At 57.0% G+C, this 6,398-nt stretch carries 6 protein-coding genes and 1 tRNA gene; all 7 read right to left on the bottom strand.

What is annotated here, in order from left to right; genetic code table 11:
• The coding region (locus Q0216_RS07330; RefSeq protein ID WP_298594155.1) for a penicillin-binding transpeptidase domain-containing protein at nt 1-920 on the bottom strand (920 nt) is incomplete at its 3' end.
• A complete protein-coding gene (locus Q0216_RS07325) occupies nt 913-2,373 on the bottom strand; it encodes an FtsW/RodA/SpoVE family cell cycle protein (RefSeq protein WP_298594153.1) in 1,461 nt (486 codons plus the stop codon). The genes Q0216_RS07330 and Q0216_RS07325, both read right to left, overlap by 8 nt.
• The gene (locus tag Q0216_RS07320; RefSeq protein WP_298594151.1) at nt 2,366-4,132 is read right to left on the bottom strand and encodes a PP2C family serine/threonine-protein phosphatase; all 1,767 of its coding nucleotides are present in this window, start codon (nt 4,130-4,132) and stop codon (nt 2,366-2,368) included. The genes Q0216_RS07325 and Q0216_RS07320 overlap by 8 nt, the downstream gene beginning before the upstream one ends.
• Nucleotides 4,133-4,135: 3 nt before the next feature.
• Complete coding sequence (locus Q0216_RS07315) at nt 4,136-4,600, bottom strand: FHA domain-containing protein (protein ID WP_005507379.1); 465 nt, start codon at nt 4,598-4,600, stop codon at nt 4,136-4,138.
• Nucleotides 4,600-5,466 carry a DUF3662 and FHA domain-containing protein gene (locus Q0216_RS07310; RefSeq protein ID WP_298594149.1) on the bottom strand — a complete coding sequence of 289 codons (867 nt, stop codon included), beginning with the start codon at nt 5,464-5,466 and terminating at the stop codon, nt 4,600-4,602. The genes Q0216_RS07315 and Q0216_RS07310 overlap by 1 nt, the downstream gene beginning before the upstream one ends.
• 228 nt (nt 5,467-5,694) lie before the next feature.
• A tRNA-Leu gene (locus Q0216_RS07305) sits at nt 5,695-5,781 on the bottom strand.
• Nucleotides 5,782-5,893: 112 nt separating this feature from the next.
• Nucleotides 5,894-6,214, bottom strand: a complete 321-nt coding sequence (locus tag Q0216_RS07300) for a PLDc N-terminal domain-containing protein (protein ID WP_298594148.1) — start codon at nt 6,212-6,214, stop codon at nt 5,894-5,896.
• Nucleotides 6,215-6,398: the final 184 nt, after the last annotated feature.

Genomic DNA, 6,398 nt, shown 5'->3' with positions numbered 1-6,398 from the left:
TCCTGGCCGTAACCAAAATTCTCAGCGGTCTTCGCGATACGCTCCTGACCCAAATCCATCGCAATCTGTGCAAACGGCGTATTACAGGACTGAGCCAAAGCCCACTCAATCGTCGCCTGAGTGCGGGTTCCACACTGGCCGCCCGTATAGTTTGGCAGGCTAATGTTCGTGCCCGGCAACGGCAACTGCGCGGGGTTCGCAATGACCGAAGACGCGTTGTACTTGCCGGACTCCAGCGCCGCCACCGCATCAATAATCTTGAAGGTCGAACCCGGCGAATAGGTGTTACCCGCAATCGCACGGTTAAACAGAGGGTTGTCCTCGTCAGAAGTCAGCGCCTGGTAATTCGCCAAAACCGAAGAGCTCGTATGAGCCGACAGAAGATTCGGATCATAGGACGGCGAAGAAGCCATCGCCAAAATCTCACCGGTCTTCGGGTTCAACGCCACCACAGCACCCTTACGGCCCTGCAATGCGTTGTAGGCAATATCCTGAAGCTTCGAATTGATTGTCAGTTCCACGCTGGCGCCCTGCGCAGAAGAGCCACTGAACAGCTGCGCCACACGGTCGTAGAACTGGCTATCACTCGTGCCGGCAAGCTCCTTATCCATAGCAGCTTCCAAACCGGTTGCGCCATAAATCGTGGAGAAGTAACCCGTCAGAGCCGCATACTTCAGCGGGTGGTTATACACACGCTGGTAGTTGTACTCATCATCGGACTTCACCGACGAAGCAATCTCCGTACCATCAACCACGATCGAACCACGCGCCGAACCGTAATTATCGTAGAGAGCTCGGGAATTCCACTGATTATTCATCAGCGTCTTCGAATCGAAGAACTGAATATAGCTGAGGGTACCCATCAGCAGGACAAACACGCACGCGGCAGACATCCACATGCGGCGAATAGCCCTATCCATTCTTCTCACCTCCAGAATCTTTAGCCGTAATACGCGCCAGAACGCTAGTAGCACCCTCCGGCTCGTAGCTAGTGTCCGCATGGTCAATACCCTGCGGAGCATCATAACCAGCCACCAGGTGAGGTGCACGGGCACTATGAGAAATAGACAACCACAGCGCCACAATAATCCAGTTAGCCACCAACGAGGAGCCACCGGCAGACATGAAAGGAGTCGTCAGACCAGTCAGCGGAATCAGACGAGTCACGCCGCCAATCACCACGAACAGCTGCAGAACCATGACCGTAGACAGGCCGGCAGCCAGCAGCTTGCCGAAACCATCACGAGTACCCAACGCCGCGCGGTAACCACGCGAAACCAGGAGCATGAACATCATCAGGATGGCACCCAGACCCACCAGGCCCAGTTCCTCACCCAACGAGGAAATGATCATATCCGAATTAGCGTACGGGACGAGGTTCGCGCGACCCTGACCCCAACCGCGGCCAAAAAGACCGCCGTAAGCCAGACCGAAAACACCCTGCAAAATCTGACCCGAACCACCAGGAGACGCCTGGTAAATCTCCGGGTCAAAAGCATGCACCCACGCATAGATACGGGCATGCACGTGCGAGACATAGTGGTACGCGAAATAGCCACCCACAGCCATGCCGATACCCGCAATCACCAGCCACGAAATACGACCGGTCGACAGGTAGAGCATCGCCATGAACAGACCAAAGAACATGATTGCCGAACCAAGGTCCTTCTGGAACACCAGAACACCCAGGCTCACAATCCACGCCAAGAACACCGGCGCCAAATCACGCAGACGCGGCAGATTGATGGGACCGATGCGGCGGCCAGCCACCAGAATCAGGTCACGGTGCGTCGCCAAATAGCCGGCGAAGAAAATCGCCAGAGTAATCTTCGCGACCTCACCCGGCTGGAACGTGCGGTTACCGATATGAATCCAAATACGAGCACCATTGAGCTCCATACCCAGACCCGGAACCAGTGGCATGATGAGCAGAATCATCGACAGCACCAAGGAGGTGTACGTGACCTTACGCAGCAGACGGTAATCCCTGAGCACGAACACAATAATCGCGCACAGCACCATAGACACGCCGGTCCACATCAGCTGACCATCACCCACCGGAGCCGCAATCTGCGGATCCAAACGATAAATCATGGTCAAACCAATGCCGTTCAGCGCCACCACCAGTGGCAAAATAAACGGATCAGCGTAACGGGCGCGGAACTGCAAGACCAAGTGAATCAGAAGAGCACCGGCACCCAACACTACCGTGCACGGAAGCCACTGGCTCTTCGACGTATCAAAAGCGTTCTCCGGATCAATCAGGTACATGCCGAAGGAGCTGATGCCCACCGCCAAAACCAGCAGGAAAAGCTCCGTGAAACGGCGTGCACGAGGTGCATCCGACTCACGACGGAACGAGAACTTAGCCATTATTCTCACCGCCCTCTGCAGCAGGCACGGAGGAAACCGTAGCCAGCTCAGGAGCCGGAGATGCCGAATCAGAACCCGGCGCCTCAGAGCTTGGTGCCTCACTGGGCGCTTCAGAGCTCGGTGACGCAGAAGCCGAAGCTGAGGCGGAAGCAGCAGCCTGCTCAGCCTTCTCACGCGTCTGATCCGCCTGAGTCTTCAAACGAGACACAATCTGGCGCGCATCATCCAGGTCCTTCGCCGTAATCGCATTACGCAACAAAGAACGAGTATGATCGCTCAGGTCACTCGTAGAAATATCGGTATTCTCCACCACATGAGAAAGATGAATCGGGCCCAATGCATGCGGAATGCCGTTGTACACCGCAACCGTGCCATTACTCTCACCCACGTAGTAGCTATGCTCCACATAGCGCAGACCGGTCCACGCAGCCAGCGTCAAAATAGCCGCAACCAGCAGAGTAATGAACAGGCGAATCGACCAAGACCGCGGACGCGAACGCTCCACAGTGTCCTCAGCGATCAGCTCCTCCAACTCAGCCGGCAGGGCCGCCTCATCAGACTCAACCTTCAACGGCACACGCTGAGCCACCGTCGCACGGTGCTCCAGGGTACGAGAAGTCACCGCCGGAATCATGCCGGTCTCAGTAGCCACCGAAGCGGCACCAACCAGCTGATGCGGGCGGGAACCCAACTCACTACGCAAAATCGCAGCATTCGTAAGAGCCGCATCCACGGCGTTATCGTACGTACCGATATGGTGACGCACCGCCCCAGAACCGCTATGCAACAGCGTTCCAGAGAAGTCACGAGCACGACGGAAACGGCGCAACGACCGACGACGAGACTCCTCAGAGTCCTCATCATGGTGCGCACCCAAAAGAGCCTCAGCAGCCTCAGCCGTGGCAGCAACCTCGGGAAGCTTCTGAGTATTCGTGCTGACCTCCTGCTCCGCCACAATCGAATCAGGCAGAGCGGACTCAGGTAGGCTCGAAGGACCCACCGGCTCATCCACCGGCAGAACCTCACGGTCAATCACCTGCAGGGACACAACCGTCACGTTATCCGGAGCACCACGCTCCAACGTCATCGCAATTAGAGTGTCAGCAATCTCAGATAGGTCATCGGTAGAACGCATCACCTGCTCAATCTCCGCCAGGGACACCACAGCATCCAAACCGTCCGAAGAGAGCACCCAGCGCTCGCCGGGAACAGCGTCCAGAGTCTTCAACTCCAGCTCGGGGGACGCGTCAACATCACCCAGAACACGCATAATCACGTTCTTATGCGGGTGGTTCTCCGCCTCCTGCGGGGTAATACGCCCCTCATTGAGCAGGCGCTGCACAAACGTATGGTCAGTAGAAATCTGCTCAAACTCACCATCAGCACCCGGACGCAGGCGATACGCACGCGAATCACCAATATGGGCGAGCTCAATGCAATCACCATCAATTAGCAGGGCAGTACAGGTCGTACCCATACCCGCCAACTGCGGATCATTTGCCGCCAGCTCATTAATAATCAGGTTCGCGCTCTGAATCTCATCAGCCAGATAAACGCTACCGGTACCATCCTCAAAATCGGGGTGGTCAAGCGGAGTCAGATTCAGAACCGTCGTAGCTGACGCGACATCGCCGCCCACGTGACCGCCCATGCCGTCAGCAACGACAGCAAGGAAACGACCACCGTAGCCGGAGTCATCATTCTTCGAGCGTTTCAGACCCGTATCAGAGCGGGCCTCAAAACGAAAAGCAATCTTCATACACTAGCCCCTCAACTGCATGGTGGTACCGCCAACGCGGAAATCATCACCGGGCTCAATCGGGGTCGCACGAGTCAGACGCTCGCCATTGACGAACGTACCATTAGTAGAATTCAAATCCTCCAGGAACCAACGGGAACCCTGAGGGAACAGGCGCGCATGACGACCCGAGGCGTAATCATCCTGCAGAGACACCTCAATGTCATTAGCGCGGCCAATAGTAATCGGGTGATCACCCAGCTGCATCATGGCGCCAGCCTGCGCACCCGCAGTAATCACAAGCTGCGAAGGGCGAGTCGGCGGAGGCGCAATATGGGTAGCCTCCGGAACCGCATCAACCGGTGCCGCACGATAGTTCTTACCCAAACCAAGGTCGCGGCGAGCAGCCGAAACCACCAGGAAAACAAAGAACCAGATGAGCGCCAGAAAAGCGTAACGAAGGATAGTAACAGTCAGTTCGGACGCCATTAACGGGCACCTCCGGTCGAACTATGGAAAATGATGCGGGTATTACCCATGCGAAGCAGCGAACCGTTCGCCAGCACCACGGGTGCACGCAAAGGCACCCCATTAATCAGCGTGCCATTAGTAGAACCCATATCGGAGGCGACCACCGCGCCACCCTGCATCGAAAGCTGCAGGTGACGGCGCGAAATGCCCTTATCATCCAGACGGAAATCAGCATCAGAACCGCGGCCCAGCACAAACGGCAGATGATTCACCGGATGCATGCGACCCTCAATCTCCAAGAAGAAACGGGGAGCACCCGTCGCGGGGGACGGCATGTTCAGGCGAGGCGCAGGAGCCTGCTGAGGCGCAGGCTGGACGGGCTGAACCGGCTGGGCGGGCTGAGCTGCAGGCTTCGTAATGCGAGTCGGCAAAGAAGACTCACGCGGAGGACGCACCGGCGCATAGTTAGCGGCGCCACGCAGGGACGGAGACGCCGGAGCCTCCGGCACAGAGAACGGCTCGAAGGTCGCAACAACCTCAAACTCGCCCTCAGAGAGAGAATCAAGAACGTTGAACGTCACGCGAACCGCACCGATCAGGGTGTAACCCTGCGCGCGGGCGTGCGAAATCGCCAAATCGCACAGCTCAACAGCGAACGGGTTGCCCCACTCGCGCACGCGAGGGAAATCAACCGGTGCGAAACGGAGAGTATAGACATTAGGAGCCATAGTGCGACCACTGCCGTCCACGTAGGACTCGTCATCCATCATGATGCGGACGCGGTTAGCGACATCCGCCTTCGCAAAGGTGCCGAAGCCCTTGGAAAGGCCGACAGTGCGACCGATGCCTTGCTCCAGCTTGCCCAGCTTGTCGAAAAACTTCATGCCGCCTCCTTCTCAACGACCATTCCGAGCAACAGACCGCGCAAACGGTCTTCATCCGAAAGGCTCAGTTTAACGAGCGTGTCTGTGCGTTAGCTGTGTGTCCTGTGAATGAACACACCCGATTCTATTTTAGGTGATGCACTCGCCATCGCTCTGGAACCCCGTCATTTAGCGGGGAATTGGTTATGGATATGAAAAAATCCCCGGTTCTTTCGAACCGGGGATCGTTGGTGCGCGAGGGGGGAGTTGAACCCCCACGCCCTCACGGGCACACGGACCTGAACCGTGCGCGTCTGCCTATTCCGCCACTCGCGCATGTGTCTTACGGTGTATCACCGCAGGCAACACATAAAACTATACGGACTGCACGCGGTACTGTCCAATTGAGAGAGTGTGACCTTCGTTACTTATTTTGTTGCTCGCTTCGCTACTTGGAGGTGGCGGAGGGTTCAGAAAGAGCCTCCGAAGCGCTATCGGGCACTCCACCAGAATTAGCCGCATCAGAAGCAGCCGCGGAACCCCGCTCCCGGTCGGCACGCTCCCGGTCAATACGTTCCAAACGCGCCCGCATCAACCACGTCACCGGACCCACATACGGCAGGCACAACACCAGCAGAAGCCACTTCAACTTCTGCACCTCAGAAAAATACGGATTCCGATGAATCGTCACCAAGCACAGTAGCGCCAACGCAATACCAGTCAGAAACACGACCGTAACCATCAGCTCCAGTACGGCATTCCAATCCATAAGCCCTCCTAACATCCTCCCTAAGCATACAGACCTGAAGGCACCCACAGGACCTCAGAGCAGTCCGAGGAGGCGTTCAGAGCCTACCGTGGACAGGCATCCCCACACGCGCCTCAGGTACGCAAAAGGGCCCGCCCCGCACACAGCAGGACGGACCCTCCACAAAGCCTTATACGGCACTCTT

Source organism: uncultured Rothia sp. (assembly GCF_937976295.1).
Classification (GTDB): domain Bacteria; phylum Actinomycetota; class Actinomycetes; order Actinomycetales; family Micrococcaceae; genus Rothia.
Note: the sequence above shows the minus strand (reverse complement) of the source record. Positions and strands in the feature narration are given on the sequence as shown.